The sequence below is a fragment of the Pandoraea sp. PE-S2R-1 genome (assembly GCF_002179865.1).
Lineage (GTDB): Bacteria > Pseudomonadota > Gammaproteobacteria > Burkholderiales > Burkholderiaceae > Pandoraea.
This window is the reverse complement of the sequence record NZ_NGUR01000032.1, coordinates 1-348: the sequence shown is the minus strand read 5'-3', so window position 1 is coordinate 348 and position 348 is coordinate 1. Positions and strand designations below refer to the sequence as shown.

At 57.5% G+C, this 348-nt stretch carries 1 protein-coding gene; it reads right to left on the bottom strand.

Features of this window, described 5'->3' with window-relative positions; all coding sequences use genetic code 11:
- Positions 1-348 (bottom strand): aminopeptidase (locus CDV44_RS26890; protein ID WP_170936121.1); only part of this gene is annotated, 348 nt, incomplete at both ends.

Below are 348 nucleotides of genomic sequence, written 5' to 3'. Positions count from 1 at the left end.
GACACTTTCAACGCCTCGTAGTCGGCACGCATATTGACGAACATGGCGTCTTTCCTAGCCGCCTTCTCGGCGTCCGTGTCTGGACTGTCATAGAGCGCCTCCAGACGTTTTCGGTAGCTCTCCACCAGAGTTCGAAACTCACGTCGGTGCGCATCGTAGCGCTCATACTCCATCACAGCGTCCGGGTGCGCTACCAGCCAGCGCTGGACGCCCACGGTTTCCACCGTCACCGCAAAAGACTCGTTGAACGTGGTATCCCCTCTGACAAACAGAATCTGATGGGCGAGTTCGTGGAAGATCATTCGCGCGACTTCCGCGCGGGGAAGATAGATGAACGTGTTCAGCAGC